Annotated in this window: 22 protein-coding genes; 18 read left to right on the forward strand and 4 right to left on the reverse strand. The window is 72.6% G+C overall.

Annotated features, from left to right (window positions below):
• The first annotated feature begins 37 nt into the window (after positions 1 to 37).
• The 12 genes from N8K70_RS01320 (at position 38) to N8K70_RS01375 (ending at position 11,613) form a co-directional block, all read left to right on the forward strand.
• Entirely contained in the window at positions 38 to 1,357 is a 1,320-nt protein-coding gene (locus N8K70_RS01320) for an ABC transporter substrate-binding protein (RefSeq protein ID WP_317139812.1), read from the forward strand.
• A gap of 60 nt (positions 1,358 to 1,417) precedes the next feature.
• Entirely contained in the window at positions 1,418 to 2,371 is a 954-nt protein-coding gene (locus tag N8K70_RS01325; RefSeq protein ID WP_317139813.1) for a carbohydrate ABC transporter permease, read from the forward strand.
• Positions 2,364 to 3,203 (forward strand): carbohydrate ABC transporter permease, encoded by an 840-nt coding sequence (locus N8K70_RS01330; protein ID WP_317139814.1) that lies wholly within the window; start codon positions 2,364 to 2,366, stop codon positions 3,201 to 3,203. The genes N8K70_RS01325 and N8K70_RS01330 overlap by 8 nt, the downstream gene beginning before the upstream one ends.
• Positions 3,204 to 3,325: 122 nt before the next feature.
• Positions 3,326 to 4,090 carry a sugar phosphate isomerase/epimerase family protein gene (locus N8K70_RS01335; protein WP_317139815.1) on the forward strand — a complete coding sequence of 255 codons (765 nt, stop codon included), beginning with the start codon at positions 3,326 to 3,328 and terminating at the stop codon, positions 4,088 to 4,090.
• A gap of 37 nt (positions 4,091 to 4,127) precedes the next feature.
• Entirely contained in the window at positions 4,128 to 5,243 is a 1,116-nt protein-coding gene (locus N8K70_RS01340; protein WP_317139816.1) for a Gfo/Idh/MocA family protein, read from the forward strand.
• Positions 5,233 to 6,315, forward strand: a complete 1,083-nt coding sequence (locus tag N8K70_RS01345; protein ID WP_317139817.1) for a Gfo/Idh/MocA family protein — start codon at positions 5,233 to 5,235, stop codon at positions 6,313 to 6,315. The genes N8K70_RS01340 and N8K70_RS01345 overlap by 11 nt, the downstream gene beginning before the upstream one ends.
• 16 nt (positions 6,316 to 6,331) lie before the next feature.
• Positions 6,332 to 7,348, forward strand: a complete 1,017-nt coding sequence (locus N8K70_RS01350) for a sugar phosphate isomerase/epimerase family protein (RefSeq protein WP_317139818.1) — start codon at positions 6,332 to 6,334, stop codon at positions 7,346 to 7,348.
• 153 nt (positions 7,349 to 7,501) lie between these two features.
• Complete coding sequence (locus tag N8K70_RS01355; RefSeq protein WP_317139819.1) at positions 7,502 to 7,777, forward strand: hypothetical protein; 276 nt, start codon at positions 7,502 to 7,504, stop codon at positions 7,775 to 7,777.
• A gap of 41 nt (positions 7,778 to 7,818) precedes the next feature.
• Entirely contained in the window at positions 7,819 to 8,667 is an 849-nt protein-coding gene (locus N8K70_RS01360; RefSeq protein ID WP_317139820.1) for an NAD-dependent epimerase/dehydratase family protein, read from the forward strand.
• 90 nt (positions 8,668 to 8,757) lie between these two features.
• A complete protein-coding gene (locus N8K70_RS01365) occupies positions 8,758 to 9,273 on the forward strand; it encodes a hypothetical protein (protein WP_317139821.1) in 516 nt (171 codons plus the stop codon).
• 277 nt (positions 9,274 to 9,550) lie between these two features.
• Positions 9,551 to 10,216, forward strand: a complete 666-nt coding sequence (locus N8K70_RS01370) for a DUF4166 domain-containing protein (protein ID WP_317139822.1) — start codon at positions 9,551 to 9,553, stop codon at positions 10,214 to 10,216.
• Positions 10,213 to 11,613 (forward strand): flavin monoamine oxidase family protein, encoded by a 1,401-nt coding sequence (locus N8K70_RS01375; RefSeq protein WP_317139823.1) that lies wholly within the window; start codon positions 10,213 to 10,215, stop codon positions 11,611 to 11,613. The genes N8K70_RS01370 and N8K70_RS01375 overlap by 4 nt, the downstream gene beginning before the upstream one ends.
• Before the next feature lie 53 nt (positions 11,614 to 11,666).
• Here N8K70_RS01375 and N8K70_RS01380 read toward each other — a convergent pair whose 3' ends face one another.
• Together N8K70_RS01380 and N8K70_RS01385 are read right to left on the reverse strand one after the other, a co-directional pair.
• The gene (locus N8K70_RS01380) at positions 11,667 to 12,371 is read right to left on the reverse strand and encodes a Pr6Pr family membrane protein (RefSeq protein WP_317139824.1); all 705 of its coding nucleotides are present in this window, start codon (positions 12,369 to 12,371) and stop codon (positions 11,667 to 11,669) included.
• Positions 12,372 to 12,435: 64 nt separating this feature from the next.
• Positions 12,436 to 13,278 (reverse strand): IclR family transcriptional regulator, encoded by an 843-nt coding sequence (locus N8K70_RS01385; RefSeq protein ID WP_317139825.1) that lies wholly within the window; start codon positions 13,276 to 13,278, stop codon positions 12,436 to 12,438.
• 142 nt (positions 13,279 to 13,420) lie between these two features.
• On the opposite strand from N8K70_RS01385, the gene N8K70_RS01390 reads away from it, so the two are divergent.
• The 6 genes from N8K70_RS01390 to N8K70_RS01415 all read left to right on the forward strand — a co-directional run bounded on the left by N8K70_RS01390 (position 13,421) and on the right by N8K70_RS01415 (position 20,298).
• Positions 13,421 to 14,917, forward strand: coding sequence for a mannitol dehydrogenase family protein (locus N8K70_RS01390; protein WP_317139826.1), 1,497 nt, complete (start codon positions 13,421 to 13,423; stop codon positions 14,915 to 14,917).
• Positions 14,914 to 15,918, forward strand: a complete 1,005-nt coding sequence (locus N8K70_RS01395; RefSeq protein ID WP_317139827.1) for an L-idonate 5-dehydrogenase — start codon at positions 14,914 to 14,916, stop codon at positions 15,916 to 15,918. Before N8K70_RS01390 ends, N8K70_RS01395 begins: the two co-directional genes overlap by 4 nt.
• A gap of 44 nt (positions 15,919 to 15,962) precedes the next feature.
• Entirely contained in the window at positions 15,963 to 17,363 is a 1,401-nt protein-coding gene (locus N8K70_RS01400) for an MFS transporter (protein WP_317139828.1), read from the forward strand.
• Positions 17,364 to 17,442: 79 nt separating this feature from the next.
• Positions 17,443 to 18,684, forward strand: coding sequence for a D-mannonate dehydratase ManD (manD, locus tag N8K70_RS01405; RefSeq protein ID WP_317139829.1), 1,242 nt, complete (start codon positions 17,443 to 17,445; stop codon positions 18,682 to 18,684).
• Positions 18,674 to 19,333 (forward strand): bifunctional 4-hydroxy-2-oxoglutarate aldolase/2-dehydro-3-deoxy-phosphogluconate aldolase, encoded by a 660-nt coding sequence (locus tag N8K70_RS01410; protein WP_317139830.1) that lies wholly within the window; start codon positions 18,674 to 18,676, stop codon positions 19,331 to 19,333. Before manD ends, N8K70_RS01410 begins: the two co-directional genes overlap by 11 nt.
• Positions 19,330 to 20,298, forward strand: a complete 969-nt coding sequence (locus tag N8K70_RS01415) for a sugar kinase (RefSeq protein ID WP_317139831.1) — start codon at positions 19,330 to 19,332, stop codon at positions 20,296 to 20,298. The genes N8K70_RS01410 and N8K70_RS01415 overlap by 4 nt, the downstream gene beginning before the upstream one ends.
• Positions 20,299 to 20,331: 33 nt before the next feature.
• Here the strand turns inward: N8K70_RS01415 and N8K70_RS01420 are convergent, their stop codons facing one another.
• On the reverse strand, positions 20,332 to 21,540 hold the full coding sequence (locus N8K70_RS01420; protein WP_317139832.1) for a cobalamin-independent methionine synthase II family protein: 1,209 nt from the start codon (positions 21,538 to 21,540) through the stop codon (positions 20,332 to 20,334).
• A gap of 130 nt (positions 21,541 to 21,670) precedes the next feature.
• Complete coding sequence (locus tag N8K70_RS01425; protein WP_317139833.1) at positions 21,671 to 23,047, reverse strand: MFS transporter; 1,377 nt, start codon at positions 23,045 to 23,047, stop codon at positions 21,671 to 21,673.

Consider the following 23,047-nt stretch of genomic DNA (forward strand, 5'->3'; position numbering starts at 1 on the left):
ATCCCCCCACTCGACGACGAGAGAACGGAGCACGGCAATGAAGACGACCACACGGTGGACGGCGGGCCTGGGAGCGACGGCGCTCACCGCCCTGTCCCTGACGGGATGCTCGAGCGACGGCGGCTCGGACGGCGGCCGCATCGTCTACTGGGCGAGCAATCAGGGGACCTCGATCACGCAGGACGAGGAGATCCTCGCGGAGTCGATCGCGCGCTTCACCGAGGCGACGGGCGTCGAGGTGCAGCTGGAGGTCATCCCCTGGACCGACCTCTACAACCGCATCCTCACCGCCGTCTCGAGCGGCGAGGGGCCGGACGTCCTCAACATCGGCAACACGTGGGCCGTGTCGCTCCAGTCGAGCGGCGCCTTCCTGCCCTGGGAGGGCGAGGCGCTCGAGGCCATCGGCGGGGAGGGCCGCTTCGTCGCCTCCAGCTGGGCGACGGGAGGCGCGGATGGCCAGGTGCCCGCGTCCGTGCCGCTGTACGGGCTCGCCTACTCGATGTACTACAACACCGCGATGTTCGAGGAGGCGGGCATCGCGGAGCCGCCCGCCACGTGGGAGGAGTTCGTCGAGACGGCGAAGACGCTCACGGTCGACACCGACGGGGACGGCCGCATCGACCAGTGGGGCGCCGCACTGGCGGGCTCCAGCATCACCGGCAACGCGCACGCGGCTTTCATCCGCGGCCTGCAGAACGGCGGGGCGCTCTACGACGCCGACGGGGATCCCGACTTCGCGAACGACGGGGTCGTCGCCGGCGTCGACCAGTGGATCCAGCTGATGGGCGAGGACGGGGTGGTGAGCCCGTCGAACGCCGAGCTCCTCAACGGCAGCGAGATCGTCGCCGAGTTCATCGACGGCAACGCGGCGATGTTCTTCGACCAGGCGCCGGGCAAGACGCTCGACGCGGCCGGGATGGAGGACTACGCGGCGGCCCCGATGCCGATGGTGACCGCCGACGCGACGGGGCTGGAGGGGACGCAGAGCCACGTCGCCGGCATCAACGTCAGCGTCTTCGAGAACGCGGACGACCCGGAGGCGGCGATCGATTTCGTCGCGCACCTGACGAGCGACGAGGAGCAGAGGTACCTCAACGACGCCTTCACCTCCCTGCCGGTGGTGACGGAGGCGTACGACGACCCCGCCTTCCAGTCCGACGAGATCGCCCTCAAGCAGCAGATCCTGTCCGAGCACGCGCAGCCGATGCCGCTGTACCCGACCGAGGGGCAGATGGAGACCCTCGTCGGGACGGCCATCAAGGATCTGTTCGCGCGGATCGCGCAGGGCGGCACGGTCACCGAGGACGACGTGCGCGAGGCGCTCGAGGACGCCGCCGCGCAGATGCCGTCGAGCTGACGCGCCCCCATGCGCTCACCCCGGACCCCGGTGAACGGCGGCTCAGGAAGGAACCCCGTCATGTCCTCACGACGTTCCCCGCACGGCGCCTCGGCGGCGCCGCGCAGGAGGAGGCGTTCGCCGCTCCCGTACGGGCTGGTCGCACCGGCCGCCCTGATGGAGCTGCTCATCCACATCGTCCCGATGATCCTCGGGGTGTGGATCGCCTTCCTCGCCCTCACGCAGTTCTCCATCGCGAACTGGGTCGGCGCCCCGTTCGTCTGGCTCGACAACTTCGTCGCGGGGCTCGACCCCGCCGGCGCGATCGGCAGCCAGTTCTACGGGGCGCTGGGGCGGACGCTCGTCTTCACGCTCGTCGTCGTCGCGTTCTCCTGGGCGCTCGGGATGTTCGCGGCGGTGCTGCTGACGTCGAGGTTCCGGGGGAACGGATGGCTCCGCACGCTCTTCCTCGTCCCGTACGCGCTGCCGAGCTACGTCGGCACGATCGCGTGGGCGTTCATGTTCAACCAGCGCGACGGCGTCGTCAACCGGATCCTCGTCGAGGACCTCGGCATCCTCGACGAGGGGCCCTTCTGGCTGCTGGGCGGCAACGCGTTCTGGGTGATCGTCGTGGTCACGGTGTGGCAGTTCTGGCCCTTCGCGTTCCTCATGCTGCTCGCGGCGCTGCAGAGCATCCCCGGGGACGTCTACGAGGCCGCCGCCCTCGACGGCGCGAGCCTGTGGAAGCAGTTCACGCGCATCACGCTGCCGATGGTGCGGCATGCGAACGTCGTCCTGCTCCTCATCCTCGGCCTCTGGATCTTCAACCAGTTCAACGTCCCGTACGTGCTGTTCGGCCCGGCATCGCCCGAGGAGGCGACGCTCGTGTCCCCGCTCATCTACCAGCAGTCGTTCAACAACTGGAACTTCGGCGTCGGAGGGGCGATGAGCGTGCTGCTGCTCCTCGCGCTGCTGGTCGCGTCGGCGTTCTACATCCGGCTCGTCATGCCCAAGGAGAGGTCGATCGATGATTGAGACGCGCGGGTTCAAGGTCCTCCGGGCGGCCGGTCTCGCCGTCCTGTCGGCGATCGTCGTGCTCCCGCTCTACGTGATCCTCGTCACGTCCGTGAAGCCGCTGGAGGACGTGCGCGGCGTGTTCACGTGGATCCCGTCGACGGTCACCCTCGAGCCGTACCTCCGGATCTGGACGACGGTGCCGCTGGCGGACTACTTCGTCAACAGCCTCATCGTGACGGTGTCGGCCACGGTGTGCTCGGTCGTCCTCGCGGTCATGGCGGCGTACGCGCTCTCCCGCTTCGCGTTCCGCGGCTCGCGCGCGTTCAGCCTCGTCGTGCTGTCGACGCAGATGTTCCCGGGGATCCTCTTCCTCCTGCCGCTGTTCCTCATCTTCACGCAGATCCAGAACACCGTCGGGATCCAGCTGAGCGGAAGCCACCTCGGGCTCATCATCACCTATCTGACGTTCTCCCTCCCGTTCTCCATCTGGATGCTCACGGGCTTCTTCGCGTCCATCCCGAAGGAGCTGGAGGAGGCGGCCATGATCGACGGGCTCGGCAGGATCGGCGCGCTCGTCCGGGTCGTGATCCCGGTGGCGCGGCCGGGCATCGTCGCCGTGTCCGTGTACTGCTTCATCACGGCGTGGGGCGAGGTGCTCTTCGCGAGCGTCCTCACCAACAGCGACACCCGGACCCTCGCGATCGGCCTGCGCGCCTACGCCTCCCAGACGGACGTGTACTGGAACGAGCTGATGGCGGCGTCCGTGGTGGTCTCCCTTCCCGTCCTCGTCGGCTTCATGCTCGTCCAGCGCCACCTGATCAGCGGGCTGTCGGCCGGGGCGGTGAAGTGATCTGTCGGCACGGATCACACTTTTGATTGTGGATCAGCAGAAGTCCTGGTACCGTCGCAGGGACGGTCGTCAGACCTCCGTCGCAGGACCGCAGGCCTCAGAGTCGAGAGAAGAGAACGCACATGTCCGCCGCCCCCGCCATCGCCCTCCAGCTCTACTCGCTCCGCGATGCGGTGGCGCAGGACGCCGCGGCGACGCTCGCGCGCGTCGCCGAGATCGGGTTCGACCAGGTCGAGCTCTACAACATCGTCGAGTGGCGGTCGCTGCTCGAGAGCGGTCTCGCCGCCAACGGGCTCGCCGCGCCGACCGCGCACGCCGTGCTGTCGAGCGGCGAGCCCGAGACGTTCTTCGAGGCCGCCCAGGCGCTCGGCGTGAAGACGCTCATCGACCCCTTCATCGCCGCCGAGCGGTGGCAGAGCCGCGACGAGGTGCTGCGCGTCGCCGACGAGCTCGCAGGGCACGCGGACGCGGCGAAGGCGTACGGACTCTCCTTCGGCTACCACAACCACTTCTGGGAGGTCGAGGGCCGGCTCGACGGCGAGACGGCGCTGGAGGTGCTCGCGGGCGCCCTCCCCGACGAGGTCGTCCTCGAGGTGGACGCATACTGGGCGGCGGTCGGAGGGGCCGACGTCCCGGCGCTCCTGTCCTCCCTCGGCCCGCGCGTGCGCTTCCTGCACATCAAGGACGCGCCCCTCGTCGACGGTGCCCTCAGCAAGGACCGGGAGGACCAGCTGCCCGCCGGCCAGGGCGACATCGACTGGCCCCCCGTGCTCGCGGCGGCGCCGCAGGCCGAGCTGCTCGTCGTCGAGTTCGACGAGTACCGCGGCGACATCTTCGAGGGGATCGCGCAGGGCCTCGCGGGGACCCGAGCGCTGCTCGGCGCATGACCGACCGAACCATCCCCCGGCAGAAGGAGAGGGTCCTGTGAGCGGACCGGAACCCGTCGGCGTCGGCTTCATCGGCGCGGGCATGATCAGCGACACCTACCTCGAGCATCTCGGGCAGTTCCCCGACGTGAAGGTCGTGGCCGTCGGGGACATCGACGTCGTGCGCGCCGGTGCGCAGGCCGAGAAGCACGGCGTGCCGTTCTCGGGGACGCCCGACCAGATCCTCGCGCACCCCGACGTCGAGCTCGTCGTGAACCTCACGATCCCGGCCGTGCACGCCGAGGTCTCCCTCGCCGCGATCGAGGCGGGCAAGCACGTCTGGAGCGAGAAGCCCATCGCGGTCGACTACGCGTCCGGCCAGGAGCTCGTGAGCCGCGCCGCGGAGAAGGGCCTGCGCGTCGGCATCGCCCCCGACACCGTGCTCGGCCGGGGCGTGCAGAGCGCCCTGCGCGCCATCGCGCGCGGGGAGATCGGCCGCCCGCTCGGCGCGACCACCGCCATGATGAGCCTCGGCCCCGACAAGTGGCATCCGAACCCCGAGTTCTTCTTCGCCGCCGGTGCCGGCCCGGTCTTCGACATGGGGCCGTACTACCTCACGACGCTCGTGAACGTGTTCGGCTCCGTGGCGCGCGCCTCGGCGTTCGGCCTCACGAGCACGCCCACGCGCACCGTGCGCGCGGGCGAGCGCACGGGCGCGGAGTTCCCCGTCAGCGTGCCGACGCACGTCAACGCGAACCTGGAGTTCGTCGAGGGGGGCACGTCGCAGAGCGTCTTCAGCTGGGAGTCGGCGCTCACGCGGATGGGCGTCGTCGAGATCACGGGAACCGAGGGGACGCTCTCCGTCCCCGACCCGAACATGTTCGAGGGGCCGCTGCGGCTCCTGCGCGCGCCCACGGCGTCGAACCCGAAGCCCGAGTGGGAGGACCTCGTGTCCGACGGCGTCGTCGGAGGCCGTGGGCTCGGCATCGTCGACCTCGTGCGCGGCATCCGCTCCGGCCGGCCGCACAGGGCCTCCGGCGACATGGGCCTGCACGTGCTCGAGACGATGATCGCGATCGACGCCTCCGTCTCGACGGGGCAGACCGTCGCCGTCGAGAGCCGCGTCGAGCGCCCGGCGCCGATCCCGGCCGAGTGGACTCCCTATGCCGTCTGAGGTCGGGGCCGGCTTCGTCGGCGGGGGGTTCATGGCGCGCGTGCACAGCCGCGCCGCCCGCGCGGCCGGCGCACGTCTCACCGCGCTGAGCTCGTCGTCCGCCGAGCGCGCGTCGTCCGCGGCGGCCGAGCTCGACGTCGAGCGGGCCCTCGCGGGATTCGACGCGCTCGTGGCCGATCCGGACGTCGACGTCGTCCACGTCTGCACGCCGAACGCGCAGCACGCCGGGCAGGCGCTGGCCGCGCTCGCCGCGGGCAAGCACGTCGTCTGCGAGAAGCCCATCGCGACGACCGCGGCCGACGCGGAGGGCCTCGTCCGCGCGCGCGACGACGCGGGCCTCGTCGGCGCCGTGCCGTTCGTCTACCGCTACCACCCCATGGTGCGGGAGGCGCGCGCCCGCGTGGCGGCCGGGGGAGAGGCGGTGCTGTCGGTCGACGCCGCCTATCTGCAGGACTGGCTGCTCGGCGAGGACGACGGCAACTGGCGCGCGGGATCGGACGGCGGCGCGTCGCGCGCCTTCGCCGACATCGGCTCGCACCTGTTCGACCTCATCGAGTTCGTCACGGGCGAGCGCGTCACGCGGGTGAGCGCCCTCACCCGCACGGTCTTCGACGAGCGGGCCGGGCAGCCGGTCTCGAACGAGGACATCGCCGCCGTGCTGTTCCAGCTCTCCGGCGGAGCGCCTGGCACGGCGCTGGTGAGCCAGATGGCGGCGGGGCGCAAGAACGGCCTCACGCTCGAGGTCCACACGGGCGACGCCGCGTACCGCTTCGAGCAGGAGCGTCCGGAGGAGCTCTGGATCGGACGACGCGACGGCGCCCTCCTGCTGCCGCGCGAGGAGGGCATCCTCTCGTCCGACGCCGCGCGGCTCTGCCGCGTCCCGTCGGGCCATCCGATGGGCTACCAGGACGCGTTCAACGCCTTCGTCGCCGACGCGTACGCCGCCACGATCGGCGCCGAGCCCGAGGGGCTGCCGACCTTCCGCGACGGGCTGCGCGCGGCGCGCCTCACGGAGGCCGTCATCGCCTCCGCGCGCGACGGCGTCTGGGTCGACACCCCCTTCGAGAACTGACAGACCAGGAGGAACCATGACCGAGCAGGCACGCCATCCCGTCACGCTGTTCACCGGCCAGTGGGCCGACATGCCCTTCGAGGAGCTCGCTCGGCGTGCGGCCGAGTGGGGGTACGACGGCCTCGAGATCGCCGCGTCGGGCGACCATCTCGACCTCGAGCGGGCCGACGAGGACGACGCGTACGCGCAGTCGCGGCTCGACATCCTCGACCGATACGGCCTCAAGGTCTGGGCGATCTCGAACCACCTCGGCGGCCAGGCGGTGTGCGACGACCCCATCGACTTCCGCCATCAGGCGATCCTGCGCCCGTACGTGTGGGGCGACGGCGACCCCGAGGGCGTCCGGCAGCGCGCCGCCGAGGACATGAAGCGCTCGGCGCGCGTGGCGCGGAAGCTCGGCGTGGACACCGTCGTGGGGTTCACGGGATCGAAGATCTGGCCGTACGTGGCGATGTTCCCGCCCGTTCCCGCCGAGGTGATCGACGCCGGCTACGAGGACTTCGCGAACCGCTGGAACCCCATCCTCGACGTCTTCGACGCCGAGGGCGTGCGCTTCGCGCACGAGGTGCATCCCTCGGAGATCGCCTACGACCACTGGACCTCGGTGCGGACGCTGGAGGCCATCGACCGCCGCGCGGCCTTCGGGTTCAACTGGGATCCGTCGCACATGGCCTGGCAGGGCGTCGACACGGTCGCGTTCATCACGGACTTCGCCGACCGGATCTACCACGTCGACTGCAAGGACACCCGCATCCGCGCGGCATCGGGCCGCCAGGGAATCCTCGGCTCGCATCTGCCGTGGGGCGACCCGCGCCGCGGCTGGGACTTCGTCTCGACCGGCCACGGCGACATCCCGTGGGAGGACGCCTTCCGTGCGCTCGCGTCGATCGGCTACGACGGCCCGATCTCGATCGAGTGGGAGGACGCCGGGATGGACCGCCTGCACGGGGCGGCCGAGGCCGTCGGCCACATCCGCTCCCTCCTGTGGAAGCTGCCGGAGGCGTCGTTCGACGCGGCCTTCCGCAACCAGTAGGGGCCGGCAGAGGCGTTGTCTCGTCCACAGCGCGCCGAGGGCGGCGTGTCGTCGAGGCGGCTCTGTGGAGGGCGACCCTCGTGCGCCGCGAGGGTGCAGCCTCTTCATGACGGGCCTCGTGACATCCCGGTCACGGGTCGGCAGAATGGAGGGATGACCTTGACCGAGCCGCAGGTATGGGTGTTGATCGGCGCGTTCGTCGCCGCGGTCGGGACGATGATCACGGTGACGCTGACGTCGTTCCACCGTTCGCTGTACGCGGTGGCCGACGGGATCCGCGCGGAGATCCGAGGACTGCGGGCGGAGATGAACGTGCGTTTCGACGCCGTGAACGCCGAGATGAACGTGCGTTTCGACGCCGTGAACGCGAACATGGAGCATCTCGACCGGGACGTGTCCGCGCTCGCCAAGCGCGTCCTGGGGGACTGACGCCCCTCGCGCCGCGGGCTCCGGCCTGGCAGGGTGGGGGCATGAGGATCGCGGTCACCGGTTCGACGGGGAAGCTGGGCTCGGTCGTCGTGCGCGAGCTGCGCGCGGCGGGGCACGAGGTCGTCGCGCTCGACCGCGTCGGCGCGCGGGAGCCCGGGTTCGTCCAGGTCGACCTGTCCGACCACGGACAGGTCGCCGACGCGCTCGCCGGGGTCCAGGAGGTCCACTCGGGGCTCGATGCCGTCGTGCATCTCGCGGCGATCCCGGCGCCCGGCATCGCGAGCGACGTGCAGACGTTCCGCAACAACATCCTGACGACCTTCGACGTCTTCTGGGCGGCCATCCGCGCCGGCGTGCGGCGCATCGTCTACGCGTCGAGCGAGACGGTCCTCGGGCTGCCGTTCGACGTGCCTCCGCCGTACATCCCCGTCGACGAGGAGTACCCCGCCCGCCCCGAGTCGGTGTACTCCCTCGTGAAGCACCTCGAGGAGACGCTCGCCGTCGAGCTCGTGCGCTGGCATCCCGACCTGTCGATCACGGCGCTGCGCTTCTCGAACGTCATGCATCCCGAGGACTACGCCGTGTTCCCCTACGACGCCGACCCGCGCGAGCGCAAGTGGAACCTCTGGGGCTACGTCGACGCCCGCGACGGCGCGCAGGCGATCGAACGCGCGCTGGAGACGGCGGGACCCGGCTTCGATCGCTTCATCGTCGCCGCGGCCGACACCGTCACGACCCGGCCGAACGCCGAGCTCGTCGAGGAGGTGTTCCCGGGCGTGCCGCTCGTCCGCGATCTCGGCGACCACGACACGCTGCTCGCCATCGACAAGGCCCGCCGGGTGCTCGGCTACGAGCCGCGGCACTCGTGGCGGGACACCGCGCGGTCGTAGGCGGGCCGGTCCCCGCCGGGGCGCCGGGCTCCCTGCTCGCTCAGAAGAGACCCACATCCGGCCCAGAGGAACGGGCGCTTCGCTGAGAGGATGCCCGTCCGCTCCGCAACCGCGTCCTCCCCCTCGACCCGCCCTGCCCGCTCGACGAAGGGGACGCCGCCGCCGCGCCGCGCGGCGGCGTGGCTCACCGTCTGGCTCGTGGCGTGGCTCGTCGTCGCCGGCGGCGTCATGCCGTTCGTCACGGCGGACTGGCCCGGATGGGTCATGCCCGTGCTCACGGGCGTTCTGGCGGTCTCGGTGGCGGGCCCGATCCTCGTGGCGGGATGGCTCGCCGGCCGGGCCCTCCGACGTGGCGCGGGGATCGTCGGCCTGCTCTTCGCGGTCGGGATGCTCGCGGCAGGAGGCGGCCAGGCCGCGTCGCTCACCGGGGTGGCGCTCGGCGGCTGGGCCGTCATGGCGTTCTCGGCGACCGCGCTCGTGCTGCTCGCGGGCGTCCCGGTGTGGCGGGCCGAGGCGCGCCGCCGGGAGGAACGCGCCGCCCGCGCCGCCCGGCGAGCGCAGCGTCGTGCGCGTGCGGCACGGCGCGGGACGCCTCTGCGCCGCTGAGCGTGCCGTCGTCCGCCCGGTGTCCGGATGAGCCCGGTGTCGGAACGAGCCCGGTGTCCGAATGACGGGATCGACCCGGTTCGCCGCGCACATCGACCGCGCCCCTCGCGCACGACGCAGGAATCTTGGCGGTGCATGCCTCCCCGGAGCGGCGTGTCGTGTCGCGCGGCCGGATTCTTCCTGCGTTGTGCAGCCGCTCCGGGGCGCCGGCCGCCGACACGGCGTTCCGCATCGCGACGAGGTGTTCGCGGGGGAAGAGCCCGCGTAGGCTCGGGCCGTGACCAGCGGATCGCCCTATGCGGACGCGCTCGGCGAGCGCGTCGAGGAGCTCCATCCGGTGCTGCGGCGTTACTTCTCGGCCATACCCCTCGGCCACGTCGGCGTCGGCGAGGGCGTCTTCGACGTCGTGGGCACGCCGCGCCGGTGGCTGCGGCCGTTCCTGCGCGTCCTGCAGCGTCAGGGCGTCGTCTGGGCCGGATGGGAGAAGGACGTGCCGTTCCGCATCGTCAACCGCGCCGTCGACGGCGAGGCACGCGCCCGGCGTGAGCTGCATCTCCCGAGCGGCTCATGGACGATGACCGATGCGGTGTCCGTCGCCGCGGGCGGCGGGGTCGTCGACCGCCTGGGCGTGCCGCAGACCGTCGCGGCGGCGTTCGACGTGACGACGCGTCGCGGCGCGCTCGTGTTGACGAGCCGGGCGGTGGGGCTGCGCTGGGGCCGCCTGCGGATGCGCGTACCGCGTGTCGTCGCGCCGACCGTGCGGCTGACGGAGCGCTACGACGACGGAGCCGCGCGCCAGCACGTGGAGGTGACGATCGATGCGCCGCTCCTCGGCCGGGTGTACGAGTACGCCGGCGGGTTCTCCTACCGGCTCGTGCCGGATCCGGAAGCCGTCGTGTCCCGAAAGCGGGACGCCGTGCGGGATAGGGTGGCGACACGATGAGGATCACGCGCCGTACCCTTTTCGCCGGTGCCGGGACGGGCGCCGTCGCGATGCTGCTCGCCTCGTGCACGGGAGACCCCGCGCCGTCGGGGAGCACTCCGGCGACGCCGACGGAGGAGCCGCCGACGGAGGAGCCGTCGACGCCCCGGCCCAGCCCCACGAACGGCGTGCCGCCCGCCGCCGCGTTCCTCCGCAGCGCGTGGGCCGCCGACCCCTACGCGCACGGGGCGGTGAGCTTCGTCCCGCCCGGCGCGACGCCGCAGCAGCGCGAGGCGCTCGCCGAGCCGCTCCTCGGACGGGTCTTCTTCGCGGGGGAGGCCACGGACGCCGGCCGGCCGGGGACGGTGCGGGGCGCCCTCGACACGGGCGAGCGCGCAGCGCAAGAGGTCGTCGACCTCGCCTCCGCGGGAGAGCGCCTGGCCGTGGTCGGCGCGGGTGTCGCGGGCGCCGTCGCGGCGCGCGCCCTCGCCGACGCGGGGTTCGACGTCACCGTCTTCGAGGCGCGCGACCGCGTGGGCGGCAGGCTCCACTCGATCGTCGACGACGCATGGCCGCTTCCGGTGCAGCTGGGCGCGTGGGCCTTCGGCGAGGAGGACGCGTCGGTCGTGTCCCGACTGCGGCTCCTCGGGATCGACGAGCTCGCCCTCGACACGGCGACGGGATGGTCGGAGACGGGCGAGACGGCGAGCGTCGATCTGCAGCCGGTGCAGGCCGCGATCGACCGCGCCAGCGGGCTGCCCGCCGACATCGCCCTCGCCGATGCGCTCGCCGAGTCGGGCGCCGATCTCGACGACCCCGCGCTCGCGGCATCCCTCGCCTGGCTCGCCGCCGCATCCGGAGCGGACGCCGATCAGGTGTCGAGCTGGTTCCCGCCCGCGTTCCCCGTCGAGCCTCTCACGGCCATGAGCGGCGACCTGACCTCCGTGGTGGGGAGCGCTCTCGACGGCATCCAGGTGACGCTCTCCTCGCCCGTGGTGCGCGTCGCCTACGACGACACGGGCGTCAGCCTGCGGATCGGCACGGGGGAGTCGCTGTCGTTCGACCGCGTCGTCGTCACGGCGCCGCTCGGCGTGCTGCAGCAGCAGGGCATCGAGTTCTCGCCCGCGCTGCCGTTCGCGCAGCGGGGGGCGATCGCGGCGCTCGGAGCGGGCGCCGTCGAGACGGTGTGGCTGCGGTTCGACGAGCCGTTCTGGCCGACCGACGCCGCCGTCTGGCACGTGGTGGGCGGCGACGCGGCCATCCGGACGTGGTTCAACCTCGAGCCGGAGACGGGGGAGCCCGTGCTCGTCGGCCTCGTCGGGGGTGCCGCCGCCGAGGAGTTCGCCGCGCTGGGCGACGACGACGCCGAGGCCGCCGCGCTGCTGTCGCTGGGGTACTTCACGACGCCGGACGCCTAGAGCGGCTTCCGACGGCAGGACGAGGCCGCGAGAGCAGGACGGACGCGGTGCGGTCATCCTCTCCGCGCGAGTTCCTCCTCCGCTCGCGCGAGCACGGCATCGTCATCCGCCCCGCCGACCGCCGCGCGTCCGCCCGTCGTCGGGTGCGCCCTGCTGAGGAGGACGAGGCCGGAGGCGACGACCGCGAAGATCGTCAGCGCGATCGCGCACGTGAGGGAGAACTCCCCGAAGCCGGACACCTGCCGCAGATCGAGGAAGTAGTAGGGGTACCAGCCGACGAACCTCCCGCGCCACATCGTGACGCCGCCCCACACGAGGGGATACAGCACGACGATCGGCACGACCCGCCACGAGGCCGCGCCGCGACCGGGGCCGAAGACCCATGCGGCGACGGTCCACGCCGGAAGCACGAAGTGCAGCACGACGTCCGACCACGGCACGTCGATGCGGATGCCGCGCACGCCCGCCTGCCAGACGATGAGCGCGAAGGCGAGGCCCGCGGTGATGGTCCAGCTCAGCACGATCGCGCGCGCCGTCGTGAGCCAGCCCGGGTCCTCCCGGCGGCGCAGCGCGATGGCGCCCGCGACGACGGCGAGCCCCGCGAAGGCGATGTTGGACTGGATGGTCAGGTAGGCGAGGAAGTTCTCGCCCGCGATGGTCTGCGACCCGAGCCCCCAGAGCAGACGATGCGCGAGGGCGACGAGGCAGAGGGCAGCCGCCAGCAGGCGGGAGCAGCCGAAGGCCGTGCGTGCCGTCACCGTCGCGTCGCCCTCCCGTCCTGCGCGGCGATCGCGCCGCCTGGCCGAGTCTACGGAGGCCGCCTCAGCGGGCGCCGGGCGCGCGCGCCGAGCCCTCCGATGCCGTGCCGTCGAGGGGGGCGCCGGCCGGCTCCGGGAGCGGGCCGGAGACGGAGAAGCCCGCGGGCGCCGTCGCCGCGAGGCGCTCGCGGAGGAGCACGCCGAGCTCCTCGATGCGCGCGGGGGTCATCCGGCTGCTCGGACCGGTGATGCTCACGGCGACGGGCGCGCCGATCGGCCGGTGGAGGGCGACGGCGACGCAGGAGATGCCCGCCTCGTTCTCCTCCTGCTCCGATGCGTACCCGCGTTCGCGCGCACGCGTCACCGCATCGCGGAAGCGCGCCGAGACCTCCTCGTCGGCCCCGGCGGCGTAGGCGCCGAGAAGATCGGGGCCGCCTCCCTCCGCCGCGACCATCGCGCGTCCGAGGGCCGTCGTGAGCGCCCTGGCCTGGCGGCCGACCCGCGACCAGACCCGGATGGATCGATCCGGCTCGACCTTGTCGAGGTACAGCACGCCGGTGCCCTCCAGCAGCCCCAGGTGCACGAGCTCCTGCACCTCCTGAGCCAGCACGACGAGCACCGGACGGAAGAGCGCAGCGAGATCGTCCTCCCGCAGGAAGCGCCCGACGAGGATCACCGGCTTGGCGCCCAGGCGGTATCGCTGCGCGGCGTCCTGGTCGGCGAACCCTCGGTGCGCGAGCGCCTGCAGGAGCCGATGGGCCGACGGCTTGTTCAGGCCGCTGCGCTCGACGACGTCGCGGAGGGCGAGACCCTCCGGACCCGCCTCCGCGAGCAGCTCGACGAGGGCGAGCGCCTTGTCGACGCTCCCGACGGGCGACGCGGCCGGCGCCTTCGGTGTCGAATCCACGATGCCTCCGTTTCGCCTTCAGTGTAGGGAAGCCGGCGGCACGCGTTGCGACGCCATCCCGACTCCTGCTAGCGTGGTTCACCTAATGATACGAGTGGTCCACGATGTGGAACACTCACGACTCACGATCCGGAGCGCGACGATGCGACGACTCACGCGGACGACCACCCCCGGGGGCGCCCTCATCGGCGAGAGCGCCCCGGAGACGGCGGGCATCGTCCACCTCGGCCTCGGGAACTTCCACCGGGCGCACGCGGCGGTCTACACCGCCCGTGCGCTCGCCCACGAGGCGGGCGACTGGGGCATCCACGGCTTCGCGAACCGCTCGCGGCGCGTCGTCGACGCCCTGCGGGCGCAGGACGGCCGGTACAGCGTGCTCGAGCTCTCCGAGCGGGGACGCGGCGCCGCGGTCGTCGACGTCCACCGCGGCCTCGACGTCCTCGCCGAGACCCCCGACGCCTTCGTCGCCTCCGTGTCCGATCCCGCCCGCCGCATCCTCACGCTCACGGTCAGCGAGGCCGGCTACTGCCGCTCCGCGCGCACGGGAGCGCTCGACGCCGACCTCCCCGAGGTGCGGCACGACCTCGGCGCCCCCGAGCGCCCCCGCAGCACCGTCGGCCTCATCGCGCGAGGGCTCGCCGTCCGCGCCGCCGACGGCGAGCCCTTCACCGTGCTCTCCTGCGACAACCTCACCGCGAACGGCGCCGCCACGCGCGCCGTCGTGACGGAGTTCCTCGAGGCGAGCGGCGCCTCCTCCGACGTGCTCGACTACGTCGCGGGGCACGTCTCCTTCCCCGACTCCATGGTCGACCGCATCGTCCCCGCCACCGTTCCCGAGACGATCGAGGAGGTCGGCCGGATCCTCGGCGTCCGCGACGAGGCGCCCGTGCCCGCCGAGGACTTCGCGATGTGGGTCCTCGAGGACTCCTTCGCCGCGGGACGCCCCGCGTGGGACCGTGCCGGCGCGATCTTCAGCGACGAGGTCGAGGCGTACGAGCTCGTGAAGCTGCGCCTCCTCAACGGGTCCCACTCGCTCATCGCCTCCCTCGGCGCCCTCGACGGACGCGAGACCATCGCCGACGCCTGGGGCGAGGAGTTCGTCCGCGACGCCGTGCACGCCGTCGTCGAGGACGACTACCTCCCGACCATCCGCCTCCCGCGCGGCTTCGACGTCGCGGCGTACCTCGAGCAGCTCTCGCACCGCTGGGGCAACGCCCCGCTCGCGCACGGCACCCGGCAGGTCGGCACGGACGGGTCGGTCAAGCTCCTGCAGCGCGTGCCCGAGCCCGCGCTCTTCGCGCTCCGCCGAGGACGCGTCCCGCACCTGCTCGCCCTCACGGTCGCCGGCTGGATCTGCTGCGTCACGCCGCTGCAGGGCTTCGCGCCCGGCCCGTTCGCGGACGCGATGCGCGAGCCCGCGCGGGAGCGGATCGCGGAGCTCGCCCGGGCGGCCACCACGCCCCGCGAGAGCGCCCGCGCCGTGCTCGGCGGCGGGCTCCTCCCCGACGCCCTCGTCGCGAGCCCCGCGTTCGCCGGGCGCGTCGAGGAGCTCGTCGAGACCATCGTCCGCCACGGCGTCAGAGCGGCGGCGTCCGACGCCGTCGCCGCGTCGTCCGCCGACCAGAGGGAGAAGCCATGAAGGCCCTCGTCATCCACGCCGCCGAGGACATCCGCTGGGAGGACCGCGACGACCCGCAGCCGGCCGAGGGGGAGGTCCGCCTGCGCGTCCGCTTCGTGGGCATCTGCGGCTCCGACCTGCACTACTACTTCCACGGCGCCAACGGCGAGTACACGATCCGCGAGCCCCTCACCCCGGGGCACGAGCTCTCCGGCGTCGTCGACCTCGACCCGTCCGGCCGGCTCGCACCGGGCACGCCGGTCACCGTCCACCCCGCGCGCCACGGCGCCGACGTGCCGGGCCTGGAGGAGCACCCGCACCTCCGTCCGGGCGGCGACTACCTCGGGAGCGCCGCGACGACGCCGCACCGGCAGGGCGCTGCCGCCGAGCACCTGATCGTGGCGGAGCACATGGTGCGCACGCTCCCCGACGGGCTGCCGCTCGAGCGCGCCGCGCTCGCCGAGCCGCTCGCGGTCGCGCTGCACGCCGTGTCGCTGGCCGGCGACATCCGCGGCAGGCGCGTCTTCGTCGCGGGCGCCGGGCCCATCGGCCTCCTCGTCGTGGCCGCCGCGCGACGCGCGGGCGCCGCGGACATCGCGGCGAGCGATCTGCGGCCGGAGCCCCTCGCGCGCGCCGTCGCGCTCGGGGCGGGGGACACCTTCCTCATCGGTCGCGACGCGGTCGTCGACGAGTCGGCCGATGTGGTCTTCGAGTGCTCCGGCGCGGCCCCCTCGCTCACCCAGGCCCTGCGGACCGTGCGCCGCGCGGGCACGGTCGTGCAGGTCGGCATGCTCCCGAACGAAAAGATCCGCGCGAACCTCGCGCCCCTGCTCGCGAAGGAGGTCGCCCTCCACGGCGCCTTCCGCTTCTCGGACGAGATCGACGACGCGATCGCCTACCTCGCGGAGACCGACGCGCTCGACGCCGTCGTCTCCCACGTCCTCCCCGCGTCGGACGCCGCCGGGGCGTTCGAGATCGCGCGCGACTCGTCCGCCTCGGCGAAGGTCCTCCTCGCGCTCTAGGCGCACCGCGCCCACCCCCCCCTGCCATCTACGAAGGAGTACGAATGAGCACGCCCCGCCCCGTGGGCGCCGAGGAGACCTCCTCGTCGCCCGTCGCCAAGAGGTCCGTGGGAGACCTCGCCCGAGCAGCCGTGTCCGGCTGGCTCGGCACCGCGCTGGAGTTCATGGACTTCCAGCTCTACTCGCTCGCCGCAGCGCTCGTGTTCAACCAGGTGTTCTTCTCGTCCAGCGACCCGGCGATGGCGGTCGTGCTGGCGATGGCCACCTACGGCGTGGGCTACGTCGCCCGCCCGCTCGGCGCCCTGTTCTTCGCCCGCATCGGCGACCGCATCGGCCGCAAGCAGGTGCTGTTCGCCACCATCCTCCTCATGGGCGCGTCGACGACCCTCATCGGCGTGCTGCCGACGTACGAGCAGGCGGGGATCATCGCGCCCACCCTCCTCGTCGCCCTGCGGCTCGCCCAGGGGTTCGGCGCGGGGGCGGAGATCTCCGGGGCGGGCGTCATGCTCGCCGAGTACGCCCCGGCCGAGCGCCGAGGGGTCATCGCCTCGCTCGTCGCCCTCGGCACGAACTGCGGCACGCTCCTGGCGTCCGGCATCTGGGCGCTCCTCCTCTTCGTCATGGTCGAGGAGGACGTCGTCGCGTGGGGATGGCGCATCCCGTTCATCGGCAGCGCCGTCATCATGCTCTTCGCGCTCTGGGTGCGGTTCAACCTCAAGGAGAGCCCCGTCTTCGAGGAGCGCTCCGACGTCGTCGACGGCCGCGCGCTGTCCCGCGACGAGATGATCGCGCTGGCCACGAAGACCGGTGACATCCGGACGCTCGAGGCGGCCGAGCGGAAGCCCTTCAAGGCGGTCGTCGTGTCGTTCCTCCTGCGGTTCGGCCAGGCCGGCAACTCCGGCATGATCCAGACCTACCTCATCTCCTTCATCACCGTCACGCTCGCCATGGAGCGGGGCGTCGGCCCGGAGATCGTCATCATCTCGTCGCTGTTCGGCTTCCTGACCATCCCGCTCGTCGGCCTCCTGGGAGACCGCTTCGGCCGGCGCCGGATGTACATCGTCATGACGTCGCTCTCGCTCGCCCTCGTCATCCCCTCGATGCTCGCGATCGACTCGAGGGAGGTCGGCTGGATCATCGTGGGCTACGCGATCATCCACAACGTCTCCGTCCTCGGCCTGGCCTCGCTCGAGAACATCTCGATCCCCGAGATCTTCGGCGCCCGCAACCGCTACACGCTGACCGCGATCGTGCGCGAGATCGCGGCGATCATCGCGACGGGCATCGCGCCCGTCGTCGCGGCCGCCTGGGTCGCCGCGGCGACCGGCAGCATCGTGCCCGTCATGGTGCTGCTGGGGGTGTTCACCCTGTCGGCGCTCATCGCGGCGATCTGGGCGCCCGAGTGGACGGGGCGCGACCTCACCGATCCGCGCTCGGCGATGTGACGACAGCCAGACCCGACGACCGACGACCCGCCGGTGCGCGGCCCGAGACCGCGCACCGGCCCCCAGGAGAGAAGAAGCAATGACCATCGAGACCGTCACCGTCAACGTCACGAGCCCCGGCCGCAACTTCGTGACGCTGAAGATCGTCACCTCCGACGGGGTCGTCGGATGGGGGGACGCGACCCTGAACGGCCGCGAGCTCTCGGTCGCGTCGTACCTCCGCGACCACCTGGCGAGCACGCTCGTCGGGCGGGACGAGGACCGCATCGAGGACACGTGGCAGTACCTCTACCGCGGCGCGTACTGGCGCCGCGGCCCCGTCACGATGGCCGCGATCGCCGCCGTCGACATGGCGCTCTGGGACATCAAGGCGAAGAAGGCCGGGATGCCCCTGTACCAGCTGCTCGGCGGGGCCAGCCGCGACGCCGTGCGTGTGTACGGCCACGCGTCCGGCACCGACTACGAGGCGCTCAAGGACGCGATCGCGGGGTACCGGGAGCTCGGGTTCACGGCCGTCCGGGTGCAGACGGGCGTGCCGGGCCTCGGCCAGATCTACGGCGTCTCCGCCTCCGGCCCCGGGGTGCGCTACGACTACGAGCCCGCCAAGCGCTCCGCCGACGGGTCCCCCGCCGTCGCCCCCACCGAGGAGGTCTGGGACACCCGGGCCTACCTCTCCCACATGCCCGGCGTCTTCTCCCGCATCCGCGAGGACTTCGGGACGGGCCTCAGGCTCCTCCACGACGGTCACCACCGGATGACGCCCATCGAGGCCGCGCGCTTCGCGAAGGACGTCGAGCCGTACGACCTGTTCTGGCTCGAGGACTGCACGCCGGGAGAGGACCAGGCGGCGCTCCGTCTCGTCCGCCAGCACTCCACGACGCCGCTCGCGATCGGCGAGGTGTTCAACACGGTGTACGACTACCAGACCCTCATCACGGAGCGTCTCATCGACTACGTGCGCTCCGCGGTGACGCACACGGGCGGCATCACCGCGATGAAGAAGCTCCTCGACTTCGCCGCCGTCTACGGCATCCGCTCCGGGATCCACGGACCCACCGACGTCTCGCCGATCGGGATGGCCGCGGCGCTGCACCTCGACCTCGCCATCCACAACTTCGGCATCCAGGAGTACATGCCGCACAACGAGAGGACGCTCGAGGTGTTCCAGACCTCCTTCACGTTCAACCGCGGCTTCCTCCACCCCGGCGACGCCCCGGGGCTCGGCGTGGAGCTCGACGAGGAGGAGGCCTCCGCGACCTCCTTCACGTCGGCGTACCTGCCCGTGAACCGGCTGACCGACGGGACCGTCCATGACTGGTGACAGCAGGGACGCTCGCGTCCCCCTCCCCTCCCGCACGAGCGACGCGCGTCTCGTCGTCGTCGTGCGCGCCCCTGCGGCGGACGCCTACGACCGCGTGCTCGACGTGCTCGTCGACGCGGGCATCCGCAGCGTCGAGCTCACGCTCACGACGCCCGGCACGCTCGCCGCCCTCCCGCGCCTGCGGGAGCGGTACGACGAGGCCGCCGACATCGGCGTGGGGACCGTGACCCGCCAGGACGAGCTCTCCGCCGCCATCGACGCGGGGGCGCGGTACGTCGTCACGCCGATCACGTCCGCCCCGCTCGTGGAGGCCGCCGTCGCCGCGCGCCTGCCGATCGTCCCCGGCGGGCTCACCCCGACCGAGCTGTTCGCCTCGTGGTCGGCGGGCGCCGCAGCCGTGAAGGTGTTCCCCGCCGGCCGCGTCGGGCCCGGCTACGTCGCCGACCTCCGCGGCCCGTTCCCCGGCATCGAGGTCGTGCCGTCCGGCGGCGTCGACCTCGACGGCGCCGCGGCCTGGCTGCGCGCGGGCGCCGCGGCCGTCAGCGTCGGGGGCCCGCTCCTCGGCGACGCCTTCCGCGGCGGCGACCTCGCGGCGCTCCGGGAGCGCACGGCGCGCTTCGTGGCGCTCTGCCGGCGGGAGCCGGCGTGAGCGGGCGCGACGACGGCCGGCCCCGCGTCGTGACGCTCGGCGAGACGATGGCGCTCGTCCGCGCGACCGAGATCGGCTCGCTGCGACACGCGGGCGCGCTCGCCCTGGGCATCGGCGGTGCGGAGAGCAACGTCGCGATCGGCCTCCGCCGGCTCGGCGTCGACGTCTCCTGGCTCGGCCGGGTGGGCGACGACCCGCTGGGCGAGCGCGTGGCGCGTGAGATCAGGGCGGAGGGCGTCGACGTGCGCTGCCCGGTCGACGCCGACGCGCCGACGGGGCTCATGCTCAAGGAGCGCACGACGGCGAGCGCGACCGCCGTCCTCTACTACCGGGCGGGGTCCGCCGGCTCCCGCCTCGCGCCGGAGGACATCCCTCCCGGCTGGATCGAGGAGGCGTCGCTGCTCCACGTCTCCGGCATCACGGCGCTGCTGTCCGACTCGGCGCGCTCCGCGCTGTCGGCCGCGATCGACCGCGCCGCGGCCGCCGGCACGACGATCGCGTTCGACGTGAACTTCCGCTCGTCGCTCGCGCCCGCGGGGGAGGCGGGCCCCGTGCTCCGCGACCTCGCCGAGCGCGCCGACGTCGTCTTCGGCAACGCCGAGGAGATCGGGCTGCTGCACCCCGGGGCCGACGTCGAGGACGCGGCGGCCCGCCTCCGGGCGGCCGGCGGCTCGGAGCTTGTCCTGAAGCGCGGGTCCGACGGCGCGGCGGTCTTCCGCGCCGACCGCGTCGTGGAGGCCCCGGCGTTGCGCGTCGACGCCGTCGACACGGTCGGCGCGGGCGACGCGTTCGTCGCCGGATACCTCAGCGGCCTGCTCGAGGGGCTCTCCGTCTCCGAGCGGCTCGTGCGCGCGAACGCGTGCGGCGCCATGGCCTGCACCGGCCCCGGCGACTGGGAGTCGTCGCCCACCCTCCGCGACATCGCGAGGCTCCTCGGCCCCGAAGGCGACCCCGTCCGCCGCTGAGCCCCGTCCGGCCGAGCCGCAGGCCGCCGCGGGTCAGACGCGTGCGCCGGCGCGCCGGGCGCCCTCGCCGAGAGACTCGAGCTTGGCCCAGGCGATCTGAGGGTGGATGCGTCCGCCGAGCCCGCAGTCCGTCGCGGCGATGACGCGCTCGGGGCCGACGATCCGGGCGAAGCGCTCGATGCGCTGCGCGACGAGATCGGGGTGCTCGACGAGGTTGGTCGAGTGCCCGACGACCCCGGGCACGAGCACGAGGTCGTCGGGGATGATGTCCCTGTTCTCCTCCCACACGGCCCACTCGTGCTCGTGACGGGCGTTGGCCGCCTCGAACGAGATCTGGCCGACCCGCGCGCCGAGCACGGTCCTCAGGATGTGCTTCAGGTCGACATCGGTCGTGTGCGGCCCGTGCCACGAGCCCCAGCACAGGTGCAGGCGCACCTGCTCCTTCGGAAGCCCGGCGATCGCCTCGTTGATGGCGTCGACGCGGATCTGCGTGAAGGCGAGGTAGTCCTCGACGCTCGGCTCGGGGTTGATCTGGTCCCAGTTCTCCGCGAGCGACGGATCGTCGAGCTGCAGGATGAGCCCCGCGTCCGTGATCGCGCGGTACTCCTCCTTGAGCGCCTCGGTCCACGCCTGGATGTGCTCCAGCTCGGTCGCGTAGAACTCGTTGCGCACGCGGGCCGCCGATCCCGGGGCGATCGCCGTGAGGAAGCCCGTCTCGTCCGCGCGGAGCGTCTCGGCCAGGTGGCGGACGTCCGCCGCCACGGCGTCCTGCCCGCGGTAGGCGATCTCGCCGGTCGTCGTGGGGAAGGCCATCACGTTCTTCCCGGCCGGCACTCCGCTGTCGGGGTCGTTGTAGGCGTCGGCGAAGAGCTGGCGGTCGCGGCGGTCGAGGAAGGCCGTCAGCCGGATGTCCCCGGGCTCCGACCGGCGCGCCGGCTCGTTGAAGGCGTTCACCTCGGTGAGCGACAGCCCCGTGACGCGCTGGAAGGAGTAGCCCCACCATGCGCCGTAGTCGACGGGGCTCGACATGGCCTTCCCGAACTCCCCGTCGCCGGGCTGGGTGATGCCGACCTCGCGCTGACGCTCGACGACGTCGCGCACGGCCTCTTCGACGAGGGCCTCGTACTCGGGCGTCGACGTGAGCGTGAAGCCGTCGTCCTCGAAGGCGCGCGCGGCGTTCGCGTCGATGAGCGCCTGCGTGCGTGGGAGGCTGCCGGCTGTGGTGGTCTGGATGGTCGTCATGCTGCTCCTTGCGATGGGCGCCGGTGGGTCGCTGCGCGGTCGGTCTGCGCACGGTGCCGAGGGTGAACGTATCGCGAACCGGCGGGCGACGCCGCATCGGGTGACGGAGCGTGACGCCCGGAGGGCGGGGTCAGGCCAGCGGGGTCGGCGGGTGCGCGTCGGCGGGACGCTGCCCCGGGATGAACAGGGACAGCACGACGGCGACGACGCCCGCGACGATCGCGATCCAGAAGCACACGTCGAAGGCGGCGCGGGTGGGGATCGTCGCGCCGTCGACCTCGACGCTCATCGCGGCGAGCACCCCTCCCATGACGGCCGAGGCGCTCGACGTCCCGACCGACCGGAACAGGGCGTTGAGGCCGTTGGAGGCGCCCGTCTCGTTCGCCGGCACGGACTGCATGATGATCATCGGCATCGCCGCGAACGTGAACCCGATTCCCACGCCGACGAGCGCGTTGGCGACGAGGATGTGCCACACCTGCGTCGACCAGAGGAGCACGAAGACGTACGCCAGCACGATCGCCGACGCCCCGACGGTGAACAGCGGGCGCGGCCCGACCGTGCGTTCCAGCCAGCCCGACAGCGGCGAGATGACCATCATGACCAGCCCCGCGGGCATCACGACGAACGCCGCCGCGAGCATGCTGAGCCCGAAGCCGGAGCCGGTCTCGACGGGCAGCTCCAGGAGCTGCGGGAACGTGACGTTCGACGAGAACAGGGCGAAGCCCATCCCGATCGCGGCGATGTTCGTGAAGAGCACGGCGGGTCGAGCGGCGACGCGCAGATCCAGCAGCGGCTCCCGTACGCGCAGCTGGTACCAGCCCCAGACGAGCAGCACGGCGACGCCTCCGATCGCGCACCCGAGCGCGGCGGACGACGACCAGCCCCACTCCGCACCGCGCGAGACGAAGAGGAGGATGCCCGTGAGCCCGATCGCGAGGCCGATGGCGCCGACGACGTCGAGCCGGCCGTGCGAGAGCGGCACGTCCTGCGGGACGAAGAGCAGGACGAGCACGAGGCCGGCGACCCCGAGGCCGGCGGCGAGCCAGAACAGCGCGTGCCAGTCGGCGTTCTGCGCGAGGTACGCGGCCAACGGCATGCCGACGGCGCCGCCCACGCCCATGGTCGCGCTCATGAGGGCGACGGCCGTCCCCAGTCGTGCGGGCGGGAGGACATCGCGCATGACCGCGATGCCGAGGGGGATGACTCCGGTCACCGCACCCTGCAGGGCGCGCCCGACGATGACCCCGACGATCGAGCCGGAGAGGGCGGCGATGAGGGATCCGACGATGAGCAGCGCCATGAGGGCGATGATCACGCGGCGCTTGCCGTACATGTCGCCGAGCCGCCCGGAGATGGGCGTCGCGACCGCCGCGACGAGGAGGGTGATGGTCACGACCCACGTCGTGTCCTCCCGAGAGGCGCTGAGCAGTCGCGGCAGCTCGGCCTGCAGTGGCACCACGAGCGTGAACATGAACGACGAGCAGAGCCCGGCGAACGCGAGCAC

Origin of the sequence: Microbacterium sp. AB (assembly GCF_032878875.1) — a bacterium.
GTDB classification, from domain to species: domain Bacteria; phylum Actinomycetota; class Actinomycetes; order Actinomycetales; family Microbacteriaceae; genus Microbacterium; species Microbacterium betulae.